Raw genomic sequence first — 20,863 nt, forward strand, 5'->3', positions numbered from 1 at the left:
AGAGTGCAAGTCGTCTATGTATTAAGCTTACTATATATTGAAAGCGTTTTATTTTAATGAATGATAAAGGGGAGTTCTTAAATGACAAAGAAATATGATTTTCCATTTCAAAATCCCGATTTACCAATTGATGAGAGGGTTAATGATTTAGTTTCGAGATTTACATTGGAAGAGAAAATTACATTGATGCATCAATTTCAACCTGAAATTAAACGATTAGGCATTAAAGCACATAAACAAGGAACAGAAGCAGCTCATGGTATCGCATGGTTAGGAGAAGCGACTGTTTTCCCACAAAATATAGGGTTATCTCATACATGGAATCGCCATTTAATGAAACAAATTGGAGAGGTGATTGGTGATGAGGCACGTGTCTTTTATCAAAAGGATCCGGATGTGAACGGTTTAACATTATGGGCACCTACAGTTGATCTAGAGCGTGATCCTCGTTGGGGACGGACAGAAGAAGCGTATGGGGAAGATCCGACACTTGTTGGGGAACTTGCAACCGAGCTAGTAAAAGGAATGCAAGGGGATCATCCTGAATATTTAAAAACGGTTGCAACGTTAAAACACTTTCTAGGAAACAATAATGAAGTCGATCGTGGAGAATGTTCAGCTAGTATTGATCCACGTAATATGCATGAATATTATTTAAAGGCGTTTGAACCGGTTTTTATTAAAGGTAAAGCAAAATCGATGATGACAGCCTATAATTCCATTAATGGGACACCAGCATTACTTCATCCATATGTTAAAGAACTTGTAAAAGAAGCATGGGGAATGGATGGTTTTATTGTAAGTGATGCAGGTGATGTATTAGGAATAGCAAGAGATCATAAGTACTATGACAATCATGCCGAAGGTATGGCTGATACGATTAAAAGTGGGATTGATAGTATTACAGATGATAAAGAGGAGTCTTTAGAAGCAATTAGAGAGGCACTGCAGCAAGGGTTGTTAGTAGAGGCGGATCTCGATATAGCTTGAGAAATGCGTTCCGTGTTCGTTTTTGGTTGGGAGAATTCGATAAAGAGAGAAATCCTTATACAAATATTCCTGAATCAAAGCTGTTAGCAAAGGAGCACCAAGAGCTTTCGTACAAAGCAGCACAAGAACAGGTTGTTCTATTAAAAAATGAAGCAGAAACATTGCCTTTACAATCGTCAAATGTACATAAGGTTGCTGTACTAGGACCATTGTGTAATGATGTACATGCAGATTGGTATAGTGGAACGCCGTCTTATCGTATCACGCCATTAGATGGTATTCGATCAAAGATTGAAGAGAAAGAAGTTGTTAGTCATGAGGGCTATCATTTAGTGAAAATCCGTTCAAAACAGACTGGGCATTATATCGGGATTGATTCCGATGACGAATATAAGCTTGTGGCCGATAAAAATATAAATGATGCAGAGGTTTTTCAATTTACTGATTGGGGATGGGGAAGTCAAACATTAAAGTCAACGACAACGGGAAAATTTGTTACAACAGGTGATACGTATCTTACTGCAACGGCCGAGGAAGCAAGAGGCTGGTTTGTAAAGGAATTATTTACATTAACAAAAAAAGAAACGACGAAATTAAATGCATGGGATGGTCAATCGATTTGGATTGGTGAGAACGGCCGATTACAAATAGGCGATAATAAGATAGAGCATAGTGATTTATTTGAGATAGAGACCGTTGAAAATGGTTTAGAGGAAGCTGTGAAATTAGCCAGTCATGCGGATACGGCGATTGTTTTTGTCGGAAATAGTCCATTTATTAATGGGAAAGAAACGATAGATCGTAAGGATATTATTCTTCCACCAGATCAAGAACATTTAGTTCGTGCAGTTAAGGAAGTTAATAAGAATGTAATTGTCGTGATTGTTAGTAGTTACCCTTATGCAGTAAATTGCAGATGAACATATACCTGCCATTGTCTATTCTTCACATGCTGGACCAGAGCTCGGCTCAGCTGTTGCTGATGTTCTATTTGGTGATTATAATCCAGCAGGACGGTTAAGCATGACATGGTACAAATCTGTGGATCAGCTACCAAGTATTATGGATTATGATATTATAAAAGGGAAGAGAACATACCAATATTTTGATGGTGATGTCCTTTATCCATTTGGACATGGCTTAAGTTACACTCATTTTGACTATCGACAATTGAAATTGTCTTGTGATAAAGCAAATCAAAATGATCGTATACAAATTGAATTTACTGTTGAAAATAGCGGTACATTTGATGGTGATGAAGTTGTTCAGCTTTATGTGAAAGCAAACCATTCTCGTGTGAAGAGACCGTTAAAAACACTTAAGAATTTTAAACGCTTATCGATAAAGAGTGGTGAAAGTGCTCAAGTGAAATTCGAATTACCGGCTTCTGAGTTAGCATTCTGGGATGTTGTAAGTGAATCATATAAAGTAGAAACTGGCACCTATACGATTATGGTCGGAACCTCTTCAGCAAACTTACCGTTACAAACGACCATTGACATAATTGGAGATGAGTTAGAACAACGTACATTTAAGAATAAGGTTAAGGCCTTTAATTATGATGATTATCACAATGTTTACGTAGATGAAGGTGAAAATAGAGAATATTGTATTCGAACTAATGATCAAAATGGTTGGATCGGGTTTTACCAAAATGATCTTAGTTACCCGTTTTCGCAATGGAAAGTGAGAGTTTATAGTGAAGCTGCAGCCGAGATTCAGCTTAGAGTTGGAAGTGTTGATGGTGATATTATCGCTTCGATTGTGATTGATGGTACACATCAGTGGCAACAATTGCAAACAGATGTAAAAGAGGCTATATCTGAAAATTGTGTTGACCTTTATGTCGTTTTAAGAGGGGATATACAACTTAGCTGGTTACAATTATTATAAAATGATAAATGTAGGGTGTTTCTAGTGAGACATCCTACATTTAAAGGATATTAAAGGGTGTTTATATTGAGAAAACGTTTACTACTTCTCTTATTTAGTTTTGGATGTTTCCTTCAATTAGTTGGATGCAGTCAAAAAGAACCATCTTCTTTAACGATTATGTTTTTTTCAGATTTGCCATCTGCTCTAACAAATCCATTGACTGAATATACAGCGAACATATATAACGACCCTTCGATTGAAACAAATATTCATATGTATTTATCGTCCCCGGAAAAGCTAACGGTTGAAATGGTAGCAGGTGAAGCAGATATATTCGTTGTAGAGGACTGGATGTACAACATTATTTTTGACCCTGTCATATTACATCCATTAGATGAGATAGCGAGCAAAGAAGAAGTTAATCATCGATTTTACGGAACAAATGAACTTACAGGTGATAAGCATGTGTACGCACTTGAAATGAATAGTAATTCTAATCTTTTCAAGGAGTTAAATATTGAATACTCGGAGCCTCTTATTGCGGTAATGATGAGGGACCGAGAGTTAAACGATGTCGGTATTGATGTTTTAGAGCATTGGTATAAATGAATTTGTTTAAAGGATGAAGATGATGCAGAGAAATTTGACAGATACGCCACTTTATACGATAGCGGATTGGGTGATGAGATTAGCTTACATTAATTTGTTATGGATAGGCTTCACAATTATTGGGTTAGTACTCTTCGGTTTCTTCCCTGCAACTGTTGCAATGTTTACGATTATACGGCAAATGATTTTAAAAGAGGATGATATTCCGATTTTTAAAACATTTGTATCCGTTATGAAAAAAGATTTCATACGTGCAAATGCGGTAGGCTTAGTGGTAGCAGTCGTCGGATATATCCTTTATATCGATTTTCTTTATTTAGGTACTACTAGTGGATATTTGCATATGATTTTGTCGATTGTTTTTGTTTTACTAGCGATATGTTATCTAGCCGTCTGTTTAATGATCATGCCAGTGTTCGTACATTTTGATTTAACGTTTCGACAGTATTTTCAGCACGCATTTTTATTTGCATTACTTAATCCACATATTATGATTTTTATTGGTGTAGGCTTTTATGTTGTGTATCATGTCTTTAACTTTTTACCTGGCTTGACATTGTTTTTCTGTGGAAGTCTGCTAACACTATTTGTGATGTGGAGTGCGCTTTTAGCATTTAATCGAATTGAAAAGAAACAACAGAAGCTACAAATGAATAAAGAATGACAAATGATGCAATGCAAAGATAGATAATCTTTTGGGCATTTCGCTTTTAAAATTTTTACAGTTCCATAAGTTCAAATAAGTAAGCACAATAAACGCCTCTTCAAGCATGTGAAGGGCGTTGTAGCATATTAGTAGTATGAGGATTAACAAGAAAATAATCTGATACAGGAGAAAGCACTGGCATCGTTACAATGTTGTAAAAACGATGCCAGTGCGATTTGAATTTCTTATTATATTTTAAAATTCAGTTTAATAATGCCAGCTTCTTTTGCCGATGTAAAAGCAATGACTATGAGAGGTCCAATAATAAAACCTAACACCCCAAATAACATTAGACCTATGTACATGGCAATGAGTGTGGCTAATGGAGATAGACCAATTTGCTGCCCCATCACTTTTGGTTCAACTGTTCTCCGTATGACAAGTAATATTGCGGCTAGAATAAGTAGTTGTGTGCCCATGCTAATATTTCCTGCAAACAATTGAAAGATAGCCCATGGTGCTAAGATGGCAATTGACCCAATTAACGGAATAAAGTCGATAATCCAAATGACAAAGGCCATAATCAGGGCGACATCAGGTGCGATCAATAAAAGACCAATTAACGATACGACAAAAATAACTATACTAACAAGAAATTGTGCTTTTAAAAAGCCCCATAGGACATGCTTTAATCGCGATGTCATAAAGTTTACTTTTTCCTTTGTTTTATCAGATAAATAAGAGAAGAACTTACGTTTTAAAACAGGTAATTCAAGTAAAAATAAAAATAAAGCAATTAAATAAACGATGATTGATACAAGGTAACCTGGAATACTTGAAACAAACGCTGTTACGTCGTTTATAATATTTCGCTCATTAATCGTGTCACGAATGTCGTTTAATGTTCTGGTCACTAAAACGTTAATTTCTTCAACGAGCTCAGGTGGTAAATTGTCATATTCTTGTTCCATGTTACGTTGAAAATTAAGCCAGGCACGATTAATGTCATTAATGTGTTGTGGTAAATTTTCTACAATTTGTGAACCTTGGGTAATCGCTTTTGTAACAGTATAATAGCCAGCTAATCCAATAAAGCAAATAAATAAGGTGAAAACGATCATAACAGCTAAGTTCCGCTTTAAGCGAAGACGTTTGTGTAAAGATTCAACCGTAGGTGATAACAGCAAAGCACTGAAGAAGGCCACTAATAATGGAATCGATATTGGAATAATAAAATAAGCTGCAATCGCTAGAGCGATTAAGCTAATAATAAGGATAATTGTACGTTTAGTCATGAAAGCTGCCAATTTCGGACTCCTCTCTTCTACAAGAATGATATACGTTAGTCAAATGTTGGTTTGAAGAGTGTATATGTAAAACATGAGATCAAGACTGAACTCTTCATTCTATTATATTATGAAGCCATTTAATTGAACAGATATATATGTATTTCTATTCTTATGGTATACTCATTCAAGTGTTTAATCAATGTAAAGGGCTTTAATTTTGTGAAAGGTGTGTGTCTTTAGTGAAAGTAGTAAAATGGCTTGTTTTTATTAGCTTTCTAATACTAGTTGCTTGCCAATCACCTGATCCGTTATCGTTAACGCTAGTAGAAAACGATGAAGAATTAGTGGAGTTTGTGACTGACTATAAAAAAGCGATGGTTGATTCAGTTAATAACGGTCATATTAATGACGTCGAACCTTTTTTAATGGAAAATGTAAGTTTTTATCATTCATTAAGAAGATACGTAGATGATTTACATAGTAATGGTGCTAAAAAGAGCTATTAGAATTTAATGTAGAGAACGTATACGAAGATGAAGTAGGAGAGTACTATGTCGATGCATATGAATCTGTCGCTATTCGTTATCCTAATGATGAAATACAATTGATTGATCGTTATGTAACATTTGAGATGAACCGTCTTAAAAATGGAGCTTTAAGAATTGTAACGATACGGGAGCGTAAAGAAGAGTAAAAGAATGGCTGGCCATCCTTTTACTCTTCTTCTGATTCTAAATTCGCTTTAAGAAGCTCTAGCTTTTTATTACACTTATCAATAATTTGTTGTGGGAACTCCTCACCTTCATACTCAACACCGTGTGGATAATAATGCTTACCAAGAATTGGTGTCATTAGTTTTACAATCGTGTCCTCTTTTGGAATTTCCCCTTTAATAGCGTATGCAGGTACTCGCAAATAATAAGTGTTTCCTTGGTTTACGATTTTATAATCGAACATAACACGTTCATAGTCCCATTGACCTGCGTGAACAAGTCCAATTGATTCACATGCATATCGGAGAGTTTCAAATCGTAATTCTTTATCAGCTAATTCAATGTGATCAAACCTCACTGTTAATCCGCCTCCAATTGATCTTATATGTACTCTTTTAATGATAGTATGAATTAAGCATTGATGCAATCTTTAATCATGAATGTTTTGTGGAGATTTGGTTTCGACATATTGATACAACCTTAGAGGAAGGAACAACGATATGAAAATCGAATGAATATAGGAGTTATTTATTACAGAATTGAGGTGCCCTATGAAGAAGTTACTGATTATGGCTATACTCGTTTGTCTTCTTCTTTTTTTCTAATTATTGAGTCAGATGAACGGATGAGTAAGCCGATAAGCGAACCAGATGATTTCGAAATAGAAGACGTTCCATTGTTAGAAGATGAACAAAGCGTTGAAGATGACCCAGTAGATCATGAAGATGAAAATGAGGAACTAGATAGTAATGAGCAATCGTTAATTGGTCTCTTAAGTAGTGAAGTGATGGAGCGTTTTGGTGAGCCTGTTCGAATTGATCAGGCTATTTATTCATATGATTGGTGGATATACCCGCATGATGAGAAACCTACTTCTTATTTGCAAATGGGAATACAGGATGATCATGTTGTTACGGTATTCGCCGCTGGTGATCTAATCGATTCTTTCTATTCGTTTGCCGATACGTATGAGGAGTTAGATGAGTATTTTTCCTTTTCTAATCAAGTAGAGGTTAAAGCATCAAAAGGTCAATATCAATTTCAATTGAGTAATGAAGATCTAACCTCGAGGCCATTAGTTGAAGTTGATGGAGATTGGGTCCAGCTTTACTTTGATACGTTTACGGGCGAACTTTCAAGTATACGTGTTTTAGATGCTGATACGTTAGTAGAGATGAGGCCTTATTCGGTTTCCTATATTGGAGTGACACCTGAGAGACCGACTGTATCTAACGAGGTATGGCAGGAAGTTGAGAAAGGAGAAGCGAGGCAAATATTTGACTATTCAAATGTTATACGTGCTAGACACGGGTTAGAACCTTATAAATGGGAAGAGGATGTTTCCGTTGTTGCTTATGAGCATAGCCGAGAAATGAAGGAAAAAGAATATTTTTCGCATACATCGCCTGAATATGGCGAGCTAGATGATCGCTTTGATCGTAAAGACATTCGCTTTCGATTAGCAGGTGAAAATATCGCAGCAATGTATATGGATGGTTTAGCAGCAGTTGAAGGTTGGCTGAATAGTGAAGGGCATCGAGTTAATTTACTTCATGAAGAGTTTACTCACCTTGGTGTCGGAGTGTTTCAAGACTATTATACACAAAATTTTATGACGCCATGGGCAAACATAAATGAATGATCACCTCGGACTAGGCTCTTGCGTATAATATAGTAGTAAAAGAGCGTTTAAGGTGGTGATAAGATGAGCAAAAATGGACTTCATCCATCAGTTTTGCAGTTTAAAGAATTTATGGGAAGAAATCCTCATCTTATAAAAGAGGTAAGTGAAAATAATAAATCATTACAAGAACTGTTTGAAGAGTGGAGTGTATTCGGTGAAGAGCATGAACATTGGAGCACGTATATGACAACCGAAAAGGAACCAGATCGTGAAAATAGTGAGAATAATAAAGAAAAACAAGAAGAAACAACGAATGCGGGAGCAACCAATGCATTAGGTCAAATTATGGGGTTAGTAAGTAAGTTGAATTTCGATGATCTACAACAACATTTAAACCAGTTCAGCTCAGTTCTTGGAAATGTACAAAATGTGGTTCAATCCTTTCAAAAACAACCGGATCAAAAGCACCAGCAACCGAATGATCATCCTTTTCTTTTCGAAGAGATTAAGAAAGGTCGTGTAAGAGATGCGATTAGAAGTGCAGCAATATCTATATGAACAGCAGCCAGAGCTTCGTCAATTTATTAGACAACATCCCAATTGGTATCGTAAGCTTAGTCGTGATCCTTCGCAAATCTCACTGTTAGAAAAAGAAGCAAATCAATTTTATGGTCGGACATTCCCTCAAAGAGTTGAAAAAATGCAAGAATCATTAGGTCTTATTATGATGGTAATGGAAATGTTAAAAATGGGGCAAAATACTTGAACATAATAAATGTGAAAGCTTGATAAGTGGCATCTTCTTATCAAGCTATTTTTAATAGTAGACATAAAGAAATCACTCGTATAGGACTGTTTGTCTTGCACAAGATATACTAATAAGGGGTGTTAATATGAAACGTCATATAATAGTTATTGCAATTCTGTTTATATTGTCTTTATCAAATCATGCAGTTGCTAATAACAAATCAATTACTGTTGAACCAATTTTAAGTGTAGGATCTGTTTCGATTGAAACCGGAAATCCGTTACACCTAGATGTTGACTATCATTTGGATGGAAGTCAATTGTTTGTTGAGTGCCAATTAACTGGATTTTCATTTAAACGTGAAGCAGTAGGAACCTTCATCAAGAAAATGAAGGCATTTACGAGTGTATGTAGATGATGAACACATTGCAACGGTTTTTGAACCAGCGTTTTATATGCGAGATTTACCTAAAGGAGATCATGAAATTAAAATCCAAGTAATTCAAAATGATCACACTCCATACGAAGGATTAGAGGAAGTGTTATCGATTACGGTTGAGTAAACATTTCAGTAATATAACGATAAATGTAACCCTCGACCGAAATGCCTTGTTGTTGGAATCCTTGATTTCCAAACAGTGTATTAAACTCTAGAAAATAGTAATGTCCATCCACTTCTACTAAATCGAACCCAGCATGATTAATTCCAAGACGATTAGCTGTATGGCGGACAAGCTCAAGTGCAGCTTCGGGTATGTCATCAAATGAAATGTGGGCTCCTTTGGCAACGTTATTATGAAATGAATTCGATTGATTGATTCGCCAATATGCAGTTATAACATCATTACCAACAACACACACACGTAAGTCACGGTCGATCGGGAGGTACTCTTGAACATATAAATACGGATTTTGTTCAGCATACTCATGAAATTGTTCGTGTGTTTTAATTAAAAATACTCCTTTTCCCATTGAGCTGCGAATTTCTTTTGCAACAAACGGAAATGAAAACTCAGCAAAAACACGATTAACATTTTCCTGATTATTCCCTAAGATTAGTGTTTTCGGAACATGTTCCGGTACGACACTCCATAACCCTCTTGTCACTTCAATTTTATTAAATCCTAGTTGAATGGATTGAATACTAGGGAAAATGTTTTTCTTCATCCATAAACAAGTGCATTAACTTGCCAATTTTCAGGGAATAAACATATATCTGCTGTAGCAATTTTATCTCGTTCTTCAAACATGTGCTCAGGTTTTACATATTTAATGCCGGGAATGCCAATAGTACGAAATGGATTAAATGTAACGATATTCAATTTTTTGCACCTCTTTAGAAATAGTCAGGTAGAACATTTAGTTGCAAAGATGTTGTAATGAAAATCAATGTATAGATGGAAAAATTATATTCTTAGCATTATCTGCTGTCAATAAAATATGAGAAGATGTGCACATATATTGTGATTGATTTATTTCATGGTATACTAAACGAAGTAGGAGGTGCTATAAATGCTAGCAACAATGTCTACAATTGAGTTGTTAGACGGTGCAGAAGAGTTAGCCAATGCCGTTATTCAATCTGAAACATATAATGATTATATAGAAGCAAAAAAAATATTAGAGCAAGACGGTGAAGCACAAGCACTTATTGCTACTTTTAATCAATTGAAGGAACAATATGAAGATGTACAGCGGTTCGGTAAATACCACCCTGATTACGATAAAATTTCCACGGAAATTAGGAAAGCGAAAAGAGCTGTCGACTTATCTGATTCGGTTGTGTCGTTTAAAAAAGCTGAACGAGAATTAGAAAGCTTATTAAATGAAATTAGTGAGATTATTGCTCATTCTGTCTCAAAAACGATAAAGGTTCCAACAGGCAATCCTTTTTTTGATTCAATGTCGTGTAGTGGTGGATGTGCTTCAGGGAGTTGTGGTTGTAAATAATAACTCTATTGTTGCTTAAGAAAAAGCATGCTAAACTAACAATAGAACGATCAACGTAACATTAAAGGAGAGCCTACTTTTATGCTAGAAAGGAAGCGACAAGGTGTTGCAATTTGGCTAACATCATTAAAATTTGTACGACAGCTTCGGCGATTTGGTCATGTATATTATGTTTCGAAAAAAATGAAATACGCCATTATTTACTGCGATCAAGAAAAGGTTGATGAGATTGTGAAAAAACTACAAAACACTCACTTTGTCCGTGATGTCCAACCTTCTATGCGACCTTTTGTCGATACAGATTTCCAAAATGCAAAGCCAGATAAAGCAAAAGAATACGATTACAAAATGGGTATATAGATGAAAAAAGAGCCAAAATGGGTATTTTGGCTCTTTTTTATGATTCTAGCTAAACTTAACCCTGTTTAGTTTCTTCCAGCTAAAATCCCCCGTAGAAAACTACCTAATTCATAACCAACTGTATACAAGCTCTTACACACTTTTACAAATACTTCTATCATAAATGTCGCTCCGTAGATGATTATATAGACCGTTGCTACTGTTAGTATCAATGTTATCAGTTTTTTAAGATCTTGTATGTTATGTTATTACTCATAAATTTACTTCATCCTTATCCGTTTCTATTGCGAAAACAACCTATTGTAAAGGAGGAATATACCTGTTCATTCGTAAGACACCGATTAAATAGTGAAAATACAATTCCTCTTCTGAAAAACTACTTGATGGCCTAACTTCTAAACGATGAATGGTCGTGTTAAGCTCATCTGCTAGTGAAGTAATAAGCTGATAACGTTCCGTTTCTTTATAGGTTGGACTTACAATCCCTTCTAAACATATGAAAAGCGGCATCATTTTCCCTGGAGTTGCTGGCTGTAAGATAAGAACAATAGAAGACATTGGACGATCGGAAATGATTGTATCTAATTGTAAAAGCATATGTAGACGATTTTTATTCGTTCGTGCTAATTCGATTAACTCATAAATATCATTATAACCTTCCCCTAATTTAATAAATCGTTGAATCATTCTCATTCCTTCTTTCTATAAAATTAGTTTCTCCTTAATCCTAGCGAATAAAAAAATCCTCGCAAGAATAATCTTGCGAGGTGCCTTACACATACATCGGTATGTATCTAAGGCTATGGGAGAGGAGAAACCGGAGGAAGAACTTATGGGGAAACGTAAGCCTTCTCCGCGGTTGTAGCAACACATATGTGAATGCTACTAATTGAAGTATGTCCGCTATATTGTTTTTTCATACATACATTTTACTGTAAATTTCCTATCTATAGAGCAAAAAGGTGCGCAGTGAAAAACGTTAGGTCCTTCTTTTCTTAACGGTTAGAATAGGATAAAATATGTTAAGACATAAAATAGAATATAGGTGGTAATGTGAGAATTATATCAGGTAGAAAAAAAGGTCTATCGTTAAGAGCTGTTCCAGGCTCTTCTACAAGGCCAACTACAGATAAAGTAAAAGAGGCAATCTTTAATATAGTAGGTCCTTTCTTTTCTGGGGGTGTGACGTTAGATTTATATGCTGGAACAGGTGGGCTCGGAATCGAAGCTTTAAGTAGAGGAATGGATGAAGCTGTCTTTGTTGATCAAAATAAGAAAGCGATTGAAATTATAAAAGAAAATTTACACCGCTGTTCCTTGAACGAACAAGCTGAAGTGTATCGTAATGATGCTCATCGTGCGCTTAAAGCATTAATTAAACGTAATCGTTCCTTTGATCTGATTTTTTTAGATCCTCCATATGCGAAGCAGAAGCTTGAATCTGAGCTTAGTATCATTGCGGATTTCCATTTGCTAAACGAGAATGGTATGATCGTTTGTGAATGTGGAGCGAATACACTAATTGAAGGTACTGTTTCAACATTAGAATGTGTAAAAAAAGAAGTGTATGGTGATACGAAAATATTAATTTTCCAATATGAGGAACAATAAAGACAAAAAGGAGTCAAACAATGGCAAATATTGCTGTATGCTCAGGTAGCTTTGATCCAATTACATATGGACACCTTGATATTATTACACGTGGCTCGCATGTGTTTGATGAGGTGATTGTGGCTATCTTACATAATCGTAATAAGGAACCTCTGTTTTCTACTGATGAAAGAGTTGAGTTAATTGAAGAAGCAACTTCTCATATTCCAAATGTAATAGTTGAGACTTTTGATGGTCTTTTAATTGAATACATGAAGAAAAGAAAAGCCAAAACCATTATCCGTGGCTTACGTGCCGTTTCCGACTTCGAATATGAGATGCAAGTCGCTTCGATTAATAAAAAGCTTGGGCCTGAAATAGAAACGTTTTTTATGATGACGAATCACCAATTTTCATATTTAAGCTCAAGTATCGTGAAAGAAGTTGCCAAATATAATGGGGATATATCTGGATTAGTACCAGAATGTGTTGAACGTGCTTTACGGAAGAAATTTAATCATCAATAAAAAGAGTGGAAATCTCCACTCTTTTTTAAAGAAAGAATACACTGCCTACAGTGAATGAATATGAACGTATTATGTTAAGCTGTTCCGTGTTTTTCTTAGTAATATAAGCAAATAAATAGTTAGTGCAAGGAAAGTTATCATAAATCCATATTGGACGAGCAGCTCCCATGCACTATAAAACCACGGCACGGAATACTCATACATAAAAACGGCAATAGCATATGTTTGTCCGTTTTCTGTTAAGTGTTGCTGATAAAGAGGATCCCATAATAAATAGGCAAAACTGGCTGCAAATACGCCGTGAAATAGTCGAGCAATAAAAAAAGGTTTGAAGCGAATATCAGTATCTGCTAATATACTTGCTACTTGTGCTTGAACGGAAAAACCACTAAAAGCTAAAAAGAAACTCGTCACAATGACTTGTTGAAAAAGAGTAGATTGAGATTCACTTGCTAGCTTAGCTCCTAACGTAATTTCAAATAACCCTGAAATAAGTGGGTAACTTAAGGAGCTTGGGATGTGGAAAATCGCAAGTATAACAGAAAAAAGTGCTGCGACTGCACTCGTAATTCCAACGAGACTCAATATCGTATTTAGTACCGAAAATAAAATGATAAATCCACCGATCATTAGTAATGTGCGGATCGAGGATTGTGCTGCATCACCTAATAATTTTCCAAGAGGTCTTCCGTCACGAACACGTTCTTCGTGCATAAGGGTAAATGCTTGCTTCCACGTTTTTGTTTGTCTCTTTTCGGTTGAAGCTTTTTCTTGTTTGTTCCCATGGAATCTCATACATATTCCAACAACGATATTACCTAAATAGTGTGATAATGCTAGCAATAGACCTAGAGTAGCGTCATGAAAAAAACCGACTGCAATTGCACCGAATATAAAAAGTGGGTTAGAAGAGTTTGTAAATGAAACGAGCCTTTCAGCTTCCACTTGTGTTAGTTTTTTTTCTTGTCTAAGTCTTGCGGTCAGTTTAGCCCCTGCGGGATAACCTGATGCTAATCCCATAGCCCATACAAATCCGCCAGTACCAGGAACACGAAATAATGGGCGCATGAGCGGTTCGAGTAGGGCACCAATGAACGAAACAACACCAAATCCGATTAGAAGTTCAGAGACAATAAAAAAAGGCAACAAGGAAGGAAAAACGACATTCCACCACATTTGCATCCCACGAACGGAAGCTTCGAGCACCTCTTTAGGAAAAATCATTAAAGAAGCAGCAAGTAATAAGCTAACTAAAGCGAGTACGATAGACTTTGTCATTGATAATGGCACTATATATCCCCCTTGCAATTAGACGAGTTGTCCTACTCTATAACTATACGTATACGGATGAATATTAGACCATATCATTTCTAAGTAAATAAAAATAGAATTGAAAGAGGGGATGTATGGTGGGAAATCGTCCGAAAATAGGGTTAGCACTAGGTTCTGGTGGCTCTAGAGGACTTGCTCATATTGGGGTTTTAAAAGTATTAGAAGAAGAAAACATCCCGATTGATGTGATGTCAGGAAGTAGCATGGGAGCTCTTATAGGTTGTCTTTACGCCGTTGGCCATTCACCAGAACAAATCCATCGTTTTGCAACTATGTTTAGAAGGAAATATTTTGTTGATTTTATCATTCCGAGAATGGGACTAATTGCGGGAAAAAAAGTAAAAAATCTCATTCGCTTGTTAGCAAAAGGAAAGAAATTAGAAGAGCTAACCCCAAAAATGGTAGTCGTAGCGACAGATATTACTAATGGGGAGCGGGTGTTATTTGAAAAAGGAGACATAGCTTCTATCGTCCGTGCAAGTATCGCTATTCCAGGCATATTTGTACCTGAAGTGATTGAAGGAAGAACGTTGGTAGATGGTGGGGTAATCGACCGTGTTCCAGTATTGGCTCTAAAAGAAAAAGGGGCAGACATTACGATTGCCGTAGATGTATCTTATTTAAAACAAACGGCAAAAATGAAATCGATTTATGATATTATGGTCCAAAGTATGGATATTATGACACGAGAACTAGTTCGAGCCCAAGAAATGGAGAGTACATTTATGATTAGACCGATAGCTAGGCAGGTTAACCCGTTAGCTTTTACGGAAATTGATAATCTCATTAAAAGCGGAGAAGAAGCAGCTAGAGAACAAATTGAGGAAATCAAAAAGACAATAGCTACGTGGAGGGAGTGTTAACTATTGATGAAACCTGAAAAAACAAAGCCCTTTTTAAGTAAAAGGTGGGTGATCCTTATTCTGATCCTACTCGTAATCAATTTTTTCCCACTTCCTTACTACTATTCACAGCCAGGTGATGCTAAAGTTTTAAGTGAAGTGATAGAGGTAGAAAATGGATTTGAAGAGGAAGGGTCCTTTATGCTTACGACCGTGCAAATGGGTAAAGCAAATTTGCTTTTTTATGGATGGTCGTTTTTAAGTCCATATCGTTTGTTGTATCATGAAGATCAAATCCGTCTAGAAGGTGAAAGTGATGAAGAATATCATCATCGTCAACTTATGGCTATGAACAGCTCTCAGGAAACGGCTATGATTGTCGCTTATGAATCAGCAAAAAAGAAAATCGAATACGATTATCATGGCGTGATTGTTACACAAATTATCGAGGATATGCCAGCAGATGGAATTCTTAACGTAGGCGATCGAATACTTAAAGTAAACGATGAGGAAGTGCGAGCGGCTGAAGAATTAATACATATGCTAAGTGAAAAAAATGTGGACGAAACCGTTGAGCTGACCATTAAGCGTGATGAAGAAACGCTATTGCTTGAATTAGGATTTGCCGCTTTTCCCGAAATAATGGGGGCACCAGAAGGACGAGTTGGAATTGGAATTTCAGCTCCTGTAACCGATCGTACGCTTGTTGTCGATCCGAATGTGAAGATTGATACGAGTCAAATTGGCGGACCATCAGCAGGACTCATGTTTTCCTTAGAAATGTATAACCAGTTGACAGAAGAGGACATAACAAAAGGATATCATATAGCAGGAACAGGAACAATTTCAGAAAGTGGTGTTGTAGGTCGTATTGGCGGAGCACATCAAAAAGTATTAGCTGCAGACAAGGCAGGAGCAGAGTATTTTTTTGCTCCATATGAAAAAGGAGCGGAAAATTCAAACTATGAAGAAGCATTAGCTGCAGCAGAAGATATCGGTACCGAGATGGAAATTATTCCGGTTGATTCTTTTCAGGAGGCTTTGGACTTTCTCAATTCGTTACCGTAATAAGTAAAAAATGCCTAAACGGAGAAATCCGCTTAGGCATTTTTACGGTTGTATTTGAAAGAATTCATATTAAGATCTTCTTTGAATAGGAGCACCAAATTCTTGGGCTATTGCCTTTTCTCTTGCATGCTTAGAAAGTGGTTGAGTGTAAATTCGCGAGGCTTTTTTTTCTAGGTCAGAAATTGTCCCTTTAGCATTTGCTCTTTTTGTTAATAACGGGACTTCTCTTTCTTTCCTTGTTTGTTTCAAATAAAGTTGTCCTTGTGCACTGAAACCTAATAATTGAATATAGGAAAGCCCTTCTGAATACGCCTGGTGCATTTCTTCTTTCGTTGTATTCGTTAATATATGGCTAGCGAGACGTTGTAACCTCGTTCTAGTATAACGTTTCGTTTTCATTTGATTCATCCAATCATCAAAAGTGTACGTATGCTGGATCGTTTCTTTTAAACGATATTCAAGTCCTTCTTCACATTCGTAAATTTGCTTTAATTGTTCGTGAGTTGAAGAGATGATTTTATATTGTAAAAATGGAAAATAAAGATTCCATGTATGATATGTTTTATTCAAGTGAAAATAGGATTGAAGGATTTGAGCTGTTGATTGTGGTAGTGTATGTGCGATATCTTCAATTTGCATGCCTTTTTTTATTGATTCACGGATGCTTGTTGCACTTGCAATCCTACCTAAACCAATCGTTTTGTCGTGATAATGAGCTTGTACTCGTTTTGTCGTAGATGCTTTTAGGACGCTATTTTGTTCCATAATTGCTTTAATATAATGGTAGCCTAAAATATTATTAGGTTCAGTTAATGACAATGTGGTTTGTTGATTCACTTGCTGTAAAGCATTTGAAAAAGCACGAGGATAGCTAACTCCTTTTTGTATATATTGCTTGACGTATTTGTCAATTGTCGGTTGATCGCGTTTGATTGCTTCGACTAATTCATAAAAAGGAGCAATGTTTCCTGCTTCACTGCCAAAGTGAATGGAATGTGCCGCAATTTCAGATAAAATTTGTATTGCACCATTGGCAAATTGTTCGGCTTTTTGACAAGAGAAAGCATAAGGTAATTCTATAACGATATCAGCACCATTTGCTAGTGCCATTTCAGTTCGAGCCCATTTAGATACGAATGCGGGCTCCCCTCTTTGTAAAAAGGTTGCACTCATAACGACAATGACAATGTCAGCATTGCTATCTTTTTTAGCTTGTCTTAATTGGTAAAGGTGTCCATTATGAAATGGATTGTACTCTACAATAATTCCAACAGCTCGCATTTTGTTACCCCCTTAATGAATTGAGACATCTGCTTTACTTACCCTTTTTGTCATGCTACAATAAACGTCATGTATAAAACAAGTATTTGTGTGTAAAGAAAAAGATTGACATTCAAATAAGGTAGAGATATACTTAATCTTGTTGTTTTAGAGGTGATCAACATGTTGAAATGGTCTCTGCAGCAACTCCAAGTTGCTAAACATAAACCATTTACATTCGATGAAACGATTGAGCTTTCAAATATAATGAATAGTAATAATGAAATTCGTGATGTTTCTCCAATTAGAGTAAAGGGAGAATTGTTGTATAAAGGTTCACTCTTAACCTTTACGATGCACATTTCTGGGACACTCGTTTTGCCATGTTCGAGAACGTTGGCTGATGTTGAATTTCCAATTAACCTTGATGTGATCCGTCAATTTCATCCGAAGAATGATTACGTGACAGCTGATGTTGATCAAGAAGATATTCATTTTTTGAGGGAGAAATAGTTGATTTGAAACCTGTTATCGAAGAAGCTGTGTTATTAGAAATACCGATTCAAGTGTTTGCTGAGAACGTTTCTAAACCAATTGCACCACCAGAAGGAAAGCATTGGGAATTAGTTACAGAAGAGAAAAAGGAAAATCGCATTGATCCTCGTTTAGCGGATCTTGCCAAGTTTTTTGAAAAAGAGTAGGAAATGGAAGTACCGACAATAGGTCGAACCTTCATTTTTATTATAATTTATAGTTCTATAAGGAGGTGGGAATGATGGCGGTACCTTTTAGAAGAACATCTAAAACTCGTAAAAATAAGCGTCGTACTCACATTAAGTTAGCAGTACCTGGAATGGTTAAATGTCCTGAGTGTGGGGAATTAAAGCTCGCTCACCGTATTTGTAAAGAGTGTGGCACATACAAAGGCCGAGATGTTGTAAGTAAATAATTGTTTTGAAGAAAAGACGAAAAGGATCATCCTTTTTCGTCTTTTTTTGTTTTATACTTCTCATTTGATGATTAGTGTAGTGTTTTATTAAATGAGCATTAATACTTTCATAGAAGTGATTAGAGAGAAACACGAAGTAACTCGTGAAAATGTGGAAAGATTCGAAAGAGGGCACGGTCTCAAGCTCGTTACATTTATGAAAGAACCCCCTTTCATAAGTCAATGTACTATTAAAAAATTACGCTCTGTATATTTGTTAATGAATACAACTTTGGAAAAAAGGTCATAATTTATTAATAGAATTATACATTTTTTATTGTCATGCGTCTTTCTATTCTAGTAGATGCATACGTATAGGATAAATGTGATTAAAGGAGGGTGTCGGTGTGACAGCAATTAGACAAGATGCTTGGACGACGGATGAAGATTTAATTTTAGCGGAGGTTGTTTTAAGGCACATTCGAGAGGGGAGCACTCAATTAGCAGCATTTGAAGAAGTAGGGAAACGACTATCTAGAACTGGTGCTGCTTGTGGGTTTCGCTGGAATTCTACGATTCGTAAAAAGTATGAATCAGCTATACTATTAGCAAAGAAACAACGTTCAAAAGGTAAAAAGTATTTACAGCCTGATCATGAACTAGAAACTGCGAAAGAACTACAACCAGAAGTGAACCAACAGGTAGTTGAAGAAGAAAAAACGTTAGAATCAGATTTGACTTTAGAAAAAGCAGTTACTTTCTTGAATGATTATTTGAAGGAACATCAAAATCATGTGACTTCTTCAGATTACGAAGCGTTACAAGACGAAAATAACCGTTTAAAACAAAGATTAGAAAAAGTTGAACGAGAGAAAAAAATGATGGAAGAAGATTATCGGACGTTACTTTCTATTATGGATCGAGCAAGAAAATTAGGTATAAATGATGAAGCAACAAAAGAAGCATAAATCTCTTTTTACACTTTGGTTCTGTTTGTCGTCCAAAGTGTATTTTTTTGAGAGGTGGTCTAATGCTTTTGAACTGTAAAAGGAACTATGATCATTGAATGAAGATAGAGAGTGGTATAATGAATGTTTATAAATATAGCTTAATTAGGTCTAAAGTACTATTCTTTCGAGTTAGAAAGAATGAGAAAATGTGATTATATTCTAGATAGCATGAGAAGGGAGAAGCAAGTTAGTGAAAGTAGCAGTCATTGGCTCTGGTGCAATTGGGATGCTCATTAGCTATTATTTAAAAAAAAATAGTCAGGATGTAACATTAGTAGTTAGAAGAAATGAGCAATTAAAACAATTACAAGATCAATTCCTTCACATGGTATATTCGGACGGTGAAACAGACAAAGTTAAGGTGAAGACATGTCTATTCAATGATTTTATAGAATCCATTGAGACGTTTGATGTTGTCATTATCACGGTGAAAGCATATGATTGGCCGTTAATCAATAAGGAATTAACTAAAAAGAGATTTTCTATGAAGGCCATTTTATTTTTGCAAAACGGAATGCAACATATACAAGATTTATCTCATTACATACATACGGAAGTTGCTGTCGGTGTTGTTGAACACGGGGCAAAGCGAATAAATGACTACTCTGTAGCTCATACAGGGCTAGGATCAATTAAGTGGGGGTACAATCAGTTAGGAGAGCAAAGTCTAATACGTACTAGCGTTTCCAATATACCCTTGTTACAGTTTGAAGAGGTAGATGATTGGTATAAAGTTATACTTGAAAAAATGGTGGTAAATATATGTATTAACCCTCTTACTGCATTATTTCAAGTTAAAAATGGAGAATTACTAAACAATGATTTCATCCATTCTATAATGAAAAAACTATTTAAAGAGGTTATTGATGTGTTTGAATTATCAAATGAAGATGAGTTGTGGAATTATGTTTGTCGTATATGTAAACGAACAAAACAGAATGTTTCGTCGATGCTTGCAGACATTCAAAATGGACGAAAAACAGAAATTGAAGCGATTGTAGGTAACGTTCTAAAGGTAGGTAAAGAAAAGGGAATGAAAATTGAAAACGTTGAGATGATGTTTCAGGCGATTAAAGCGATTGAATGGCAAAAGGGGGTACGCTAATGCAACTTTTTGCATGGTTCATAGCGACACTTGTCACTTTACCTATCGTAAGCTGGTATTTTTTATATTGGATATATATGAAACGAAAAAAAGATCGTAAAAAAGCCATTCGTTTTGCTTCAGATTGGTCGACGATTTTATTTATCGCTTCGGTACATTTTATCTTAAGCGAAATTTTCGGTCACTCGCTTCTTTTATTACTATTAGCTGTCATTGTAATCATTGCAATCAGTTTTACGTGGTTACACTGGTATGTTTCTGGGGATATTCAAATTCGCAAATTAGTTAGAGGGATTTGGCGTTTTAATTTTTATTGTTTTTTTTATTTTTACATATCTCATTATTTTTCATTGGACTTATCGTAAATATTGTTCGTTTAAATAGTTAGGTCATATTA

27 protein-coding genes and 1 pseudogene are annotated in these 20,863 nt (G+C 35.8%); 21 read left to right on the plus strand and 7 right to left on the minus strand.

What is annotated here, in order from left to right; all coding sequences use genetic code 11:
* Positions 1–81: 81 nt before the first annotated feature.
* From JCM19034_RS07285 to JCM19034_RS07295, 3 genes and pseudogenes are all read left to right on the plus strand, one after another.
* A pseudogene (locus tag JCM19034_RS07285) lies at positions 82–2,883 on the plus strand (glycoside hydrolase family 3 C-terminal domain-containing protein).
* A gap of 66 nt (positions 2,884–2,949) precedes the next feature.
* Positions 2,950–3,474: a hypothetical protein gene (locus JCM19034_RS07290; RefSeq protein ID WP_062048502.1), complete on the plus strand. Its 525-nt coding sequence runs from the start codon at positions 2,950–2,952 to the stop codon at positions 3,472–3,474.
* Positions 3,475–3,496: 22 nt separating this feature from the next.
* Positions 3,497–4,138 carry a YesL family protein gene (locus JCM19034_RS07295; protein ID WP_062048504.1) on the plus strand — a complete coding sequence of 214 codons (642 nt, stop codon included), beginning with the start codon at positions 3,497–3,499 and terminating at the stop codon, positions 4,136–4,138.
* Positions 4,139–4,368: 230 nt separating this feature from the next.
* Here JCM19034_RS07295 and ytvI read toward each other — a convergent pair whose 3' ends face one another.
* Positions 4,369–5,427: a sporulation integral membrane protein YtvI gene (ytvI, locus tag JCM19034_RS07300; protein ID WP_062048506.1), complete on the minus strand. Its 1,059-nt coding sequence runs from the start codon at positions 5,425–5,427 to the stop codon at positions 4,369–4,371.
* A gap of 221 nt (positions 5,428–5,648) precedes the next feature.
* Between ytvI and JCM19034_RS07305 the strand changes: the two genes are divergently transcribed.
* The gene (locus tag JCM19034_RS07305) at positions 5,649–5,915 is read left to right on the plus strand and encodes a hypothetical protein (protein ID WP_062048508.1); all 267 of its coding nucleotides are present in this window, start codon (positions 5,649–5,651) and stop codon (positions 5,913–5,915) included.
* 208 nt (positions 5,916–6,123) lie between these two features.
* On the opposite strand, the gene JCM19034_RS07310 is transcribed toward JCM19034_RS07305, so the two are convergent.
* Positions 6,124–6,480 carry a YugN family protein gene (locus JCM19034_RS07310; protein ID WP_062048510.1) on the minus strand — a complete coding sequence of 119 codons (357 nt, stop codon included), beginning with the start codon at positions 6,478–6,480 and terminating at the stop codon, positions 6,124–6,126.
* Positions 6,481–6,633: 153 nt separating this feature from the next.
* Here JCM19034_RS07310 and JCM19034_RS07315 point away from each other — a divergent pair, with 153 nt between their 5' ends.
* The 5 genes from JCM19034_RS07315 (at position 6,634) to JCM19034_RS21655 (ending at position 9,057) form a co-directional block, all read left to right on the plus strand.
* Positions 6,634–7,764: a CAP domain-containing protein gene (locus tag JCM19034_RS07315; RefSeq protein ID WP_082393838.1), complete on the plus strand. Its 1,131-nt coding sequence runs from the start codon at positions 6,634–6,636 to the stop codon at positions 7,762–7,764.
* A 63-nt stretch (positions 7,765–7,827) separates the two neighbouring features.
* Entirely contained in the window at positions 7,828–8,304 is a 477-nt protein-coding gene (locus tag JCM19034_RS07320; RefSeq protein WP_062048514.1) for a YlbD family protein, read from the plus strand.
* Complete coding sequence (locus JCM19034_RS07325) at positions 8,273–8,512, plus strand: YlbE-like family protein (RefSeq protein ID WP_062048516.1); 240 nt, start codon at positions 8,273–8,275, stop codon at positions 8,510–8,512. The genes JCM19034_RS07320 and JCM19034_RS07325 overlap by 32 nt, the downstream gene beginning before the upstream one ends.
* 127 nt (positions 8,513–8,639) lie before the next feature.
* Positions 8,640–8,912: a hypothetical protein gene (locus tag JCM19034_RS07330; protein WP_062048518.1), complete on the plus strand. Its 273-nt coding sequence runs from the start codon at positions 8,640–8,642 to the stop codon at positions 8,910–8,912.
* The gene (locus JCM19034_RS21655) at positions 8,899–9,057 is read left to right on the plus strand and encodes a hypothetical protein (RefSeq protein ID WP_156323911.1); all 159 of its coding nucleotides are present in this window, start codon (positions 8,899–8,901) and stop codon (positions 9,055–9,057) included. Before JCM19034_RS07330 ends, JCM19034_RS21655 begins: the two co-directional genes overlap by 14 nt.
* Here JCM19034_RS21655 and JCM19034_RS07335 read toward each other — a convergent pair.
* Positions 9,044–9,661, minus strand: a complete 618-nt coding sequence (locus JCM19034_RS07335) for a RimK family alpha-L-glutamate ligase (protein ID WP_370621843.1) — start codon at positions 9,659–9,661, stop codon at positions 9,044–9,046. The two genes, JCM19034_RS21655 and JCM19034_RS07335, sit on opposite strands and share 14 nt — an antisense overlap.
* A complete protein-coding gene (locus tag JCM19034_RS24715) occupies positions 9,658–9,816 on the minus strand; it encodes a hypothetical protein (protein WP_370621844.1) in 159 nt (52 codons plus the stop codon). The genes JCM19034_RS07335 and JCM19034_RS24715 overlap by 4 nt, the downstream gene beginning before the upstream one ends.
* 190 nt (positions 9,817–10,006) lie before the next feature.
* Here JCM19034_RS24715 and JCM19034_RS07340 point away from each other — a divergent pair, with 190 nt between their 5' ends.
* Together JCM19034_RS07340 and JCM19034_RS07345 are read left to right on the plus strand one after the other, a co-directional pair.
* On the plus strand, positions 10,007–10,444 hold the full coding sequence (locus tag JCM19034_RS07340; protein WP_062048520.1) for a YlbF family regulator: 438 nt from the start codon (positions 10,007–10,009) through the stop codon (positions 10,442–10,444).
* A gap of 81 nt (positions 10,445–10,525) precedes the next feature.
* Positions 10,526–10,804, plus strand: coding sequence for a YlbG family protein (locus JCM19034_RS07345; RefSeq protein WP_062048522.1), 279 nt, complete (start codon positions 10,526–10,528; stop codon positions 10,802–10,804).
* Positions 10,805–11,101: 297 nt separating this feature from the next.
* Here JCM19034_RS07345 and JCM19034_RS07350 read toward each other — a convergent pair whose 3' ends face one another.
* Positions 11,102–11,491 (minus strand): hypothetical protein, encoded by a 390-nt coding sequence (locus JCM19034_RS07350; protein ID WP_062048524.1) that lies wholly within the window; start codon positions 11,489–11,491, stop codon positions 11,102–11,104.
* A 366-nt stretch (positions 11,492–11,857) separates the two neighbouring features.
* Between JCM19034_RS07350 and rsmD the strand changes: the two genes are divergently transcribed.
* Together rsmD and coaD are read left to right on the plus strand one after the other, a co-directional pair.
* Positions 11,858–12,415, plus strand: a complete 558-nt coding sequence (rsmD, locus tag JCM19034_RS07355) for a 16S rRNA (guanine(966)-N(2))-methyltransferase RsmD (protein ID WP_062048526.1) — start codon at positions 11,858–11,860, stop codon at positions 12,413–12,415.
* Between the two features lie 20 nt (positions 12,416–12,435).
* Positions 12,436–12,921: a pantetheine-phosphate adenylyltransferase gene (gene coaD, locus JCM19034_RS07360; RefSeq protein ID WP_062048529.1), complete on the plus strand. Its 486-nt coding sequence runs from the start codon at positions 12,436–12,438 to the stop codon at positions 12,919–12,921.
* Between the two features lie 69 nt (positions 12,922–12,990).
* Here coaD and ylbJ read toward each other — a convergent pair whose 3' ends face one another.
* Positions 12,991–14,199: a sporulation integral membrane protein YlbJ gene (gene ylbJ / locus JCM19034_RS07365; RefSeq protein ID WP_062048793.1), complete on the minus strand. Its 1,209-nt coding sequence runs from the start codon at positions 14,197–14,199 to the stop codon at positions 12,991–12,993.
* A 128-nt stretch (positions 14,200–14,327) separates the two neighbouring features.
* On the opposite strand from ylbJ, the gene JCM19034_RS07370 reads away from it, so the two are divergent.
* Both JCM19034_RS07370 and JCM19034_RS07375 read left to right on the plus strand, forming a co-directional pair.
* Positions 14,328–15,116, plus strand: coding sequence for a patatin-like phospholipase family protein (locus tag JCM19034_RS07370; protein ID WP_062048531.1), 789 nt, complete (start codon positions 14,328–14,330; stop codon positions 15,114–15,116).
* A 6-nt stretch (positions 15,117–15,122) separates the two neighbouring features.
* Entirely contained in the window at positions 15,123–16,163 is a 1,041-nt protein-coding gene (locus JCM19034_RS07375) for a SepM family pheromone-processing serine protease (protein ID WP_062048533.1), read from the plus strand.
* Positions 16,164–16,232: 69 nt separating this feature from the next.
* Here the strand turns inward: JCM19034_RS07375 and JCM19034_RS07380 are convergent, their stop codons facing one another.
* Entirely contained in the window at positions 16,233–17,444 is a 1,212-nt protein-coding gene (locus JCM19034_RS07380; RefSeq protein ID WP_062048535.1) for a nucleotidyltransferase, read from the minus strand.
* Between the two features lie 162 nt (positions 17,445–17,606).
* Between JCM19034_RS07380 and JCM19034_RS23000 the strand changes: the two genes are divergently transcribed.
* The 6 genes from JCM19034_RS23000 to JCM19034_RS07405 all read left to right on the plus strand — a co-directional run bounded on the left by JCM19034_RS23000 (position 17,607) and on the right by JCM19034_RS07405 (position 20,831).
* Positions 17,607–17,936 (plus strand): DUF177 domain-containing protein, encoded by a 330-nt coding sequence (locus tag JCM19034_RS23000; protein WP_231686863.1) that lies wholly within the window; start codon positions 17,607–17,609, stop codon positions 17,934–17,936.
* 5 nt (positions 17,937–17,941) lie between these two features.
* The gene (locus JCM19034_RS23005) at positions 17,942–18,124 is read left to right on the plus strand and encodes a YceD family protein (protein WP_231686864.1); all 183 of its coding nucleotides are present in this window, start codon (positions 17,942–17,944) and stop codon (positions 18,122–18,124) included.
* Positions 18,125–18,198: 74 nt separating this feature from the next.
* A complete protein-coding gene (rpmF, locus tag JCM19034_RS07390) occupies positions 18,199–18,372 on the plus strand; it encodes a 50S ribosomal protein L32 (protein ID WP_062048537.1) in 174 nt (57 codons plus the stop codon).
* Between the two features lie 386 nt (positions 18,373–18,758).
* A complete protein-coding gene (locus JCM19034_RS07395) occupies positions 18,759–19,319 on the plus strand; it encodes an RsfA family transcriptional regulator (RefSeq protein ID WP_062048538.1) in 561 nt (186 codons plus the stop codon).
* A gap of 232 nt (positions 19,320–19,551) precedes the next feature.
* Positions 19,552–20,466 (plus strand): 2-dehydropantoate 2-reductase, encoded by a 915-nt coding sequence (locus JCM19034_RS07400; RefSeq protein WP_062048540.1) that lies wholly within the window; start codon positions 19,552–19,554, stop codon positions 20,464–20,466.
* Positions 20,466–20,831 (plus strand): DUF3397 domain-containing protein, encoded by a 366-nt coding sequence (locus JCM19034_RS07405; RefSeq protein ID WP_062048542.1) that lies wholly within the window; start codon positions 20,466–20,468, stop codon positions 20,829–20,831. The genes JCM19034_RS07400 and JCM19034_RS07405 overlap by 1 nt, the downstream gene beginning before the upstream one ends.
* The last annotated feature ends 32 nt before the right edge of the window (positions 20,832–20,863 follow it).

Source organism: Bacillus sp. JCM 19034, assembly GCF_001310635.1.
Classification (GTDB): domain Bacteria; phylum Bacillota; class Bacilli; order Bacillales; family Bacillaceae_D; genus Halalkalibacter.

Bases quoted from the DNA above. Each gene is read 5' to 3' on its own strand.
- JCM19034_RS07295 (WP_062048504.1), top strand. From the start codon at position 3,497: ATGCAGAGAAATTTGACAGATACGCCACTTTATACGATAGCGGATTGG.
- JCM19034_RS07315 (WP_082393838.1), top strand. From the start codon at position 6,634: ATGAATATAGGAGTTATTTATTACAGAATTGAGGTGCCCTATGAAGAA.
- JCM19034_RS07320 (WP_062048514.1), top strand. From the start codon at position 7,828: ATGAGCAAAAATGGACTTCATCCATCAGTTTTGCAGTTTAAAGAATTT.
- JCM19034_RS07325 (WP_062048516.1), top strand. From the start codon at position 8,273: ATGCGATTAGAAGTGCAGCAATATCTATATGAACAGCAGCCAGAGCTT.
- JCM19034_RS07330 (WP_062048518.1), top strand. From the start codon at position 8,640: ATGAAACGTCATATAATAGTTATTGCAATTCTGTTTATATTGTCTTTA.
- JCM19034_RS07335 (WP_370621843.1), bottom strand. From the start codon at position 9,661: ATGAAGAAAAACATTTTCCCTAGTATTCAATCCATTCAACTAGGATTT.
- JCM19034_RS07340 (WP_062048520.1), top strand. From the start codon at position 10,007: ATGCTAGCAACAATGTCTACAATTGAGTTGTTAGACGGTGCAGAAGAG.
- JCM19034_RS07345 (WP_062048522.1), top strand. From the start codon at position 10,526: ATGCTAGAAAGGAAGCGACAAGGTGTTGCAATTTGGCTAACATCATTA.
- JCM19034_RS07350 (WP_062048524.1), bottom strand. From the start codon at position 11,491: ATGATTCAACGATTTATTAAATTAGGGGAAGGTTATAATGATATTTAT.
- coaD (WP_062048529.1), top strand. From the start codon at position 12,436: ATGGCAAATATTGCTGTATGCTCAGGTAGCTTTGATCCAATTACATAT.
- ylbJ (WP_062048793.1), bottom strand. From the start codon at position 14,199: ATGACAAAGTCTATCGTACTCGCTTTAGTTAGCTTATTACTTGCTGCT.
- JCM19034_RS07370 (WP_062048531.1), top strand. From the start codon at position 14,328: ATGGTGGGAAATCGTCCGAAAATAGGGTTAGCACTAGGTTCTGGTGGC.
- JCM19034_RS07375 (WP_062048533.1), top strand. From the start codon at position 15,123: ATGAAACCTGAAAAAACAAAGCCCTTTTTAAGTAAAAGGTGGGTGATC.
- JCM19034_RS07380 (WP_062048535.1), bottom strand. From the start codon at position 17,444: ATGCGAGCTGTTGGAATTATTGTAGAGTACAATCCATTTCATAATGGA.
- JCM19034_RS23000 (WP_231686863.1), top strand. From the start codon at position 17,607: ATGTTGAAATGGTCTCTGCAGCAACTCCAAGTTGCTAAACATAAACCA.
- rpmF (WP_062048537.1), top strand. From the start codon at position 18,199: ATGGCGGTACCTTTTAGAAGAACATCTAAAACTCGTAAAAATAAGCGT.
- JCM19034_RS07405 (WP_062048542.1), top strand. From the start codon at position 20,466: ATGCAACTTTTTGCATGGTTCATAGCGACACTTGTCACTTTACCTATC.